At 77.8% G+C, this 216-nt stretch carries 1 pseudogene; it reads left to right on the top strand.

From position 1 onward, the window contains the following. Positions 1–9: 9 nt before the first annotated feature. A pseudogene (locus D588_RS25960) lies at positions 10–216 on the top strand (hypothetical protein); the annotation flags it as partial.

Genomic DNA, 216 nt, shown 5'->3' with positions numbered 1-216 from the left:
GCCGGCATCATGTCGCAGCAGGCGCTCGCGCCCGCGCCGGCCGGTCCGACGCCCGAACAGATCGCCGCCGCGGTGCTGGCCGAAGCCGACTCCGATCCGGCCCTGGCCGGCATCATGTCGCAAGCAGCACCGGCGCCCGCCGCGCTGACGCCGGCCCAGCAGGCCGAGCGCCAGGCCGACCTGGACGCGGTCGCGGCGATGGAGCGGCAGCGTGCC

Source organism: Xanthomonas sp. SHU 308 (assembly GCF_000364645.1).
GTDB lineage: Bacteria > Pseudomonadota > Gammaproteobacteria > Xanthomonadales > Xanthomonadaceae > Xanthomonas_A > Xanthomonas_A sontii.
This window is presented reverse-complemented; position numbering and strand designations above follow the sequence as displayed.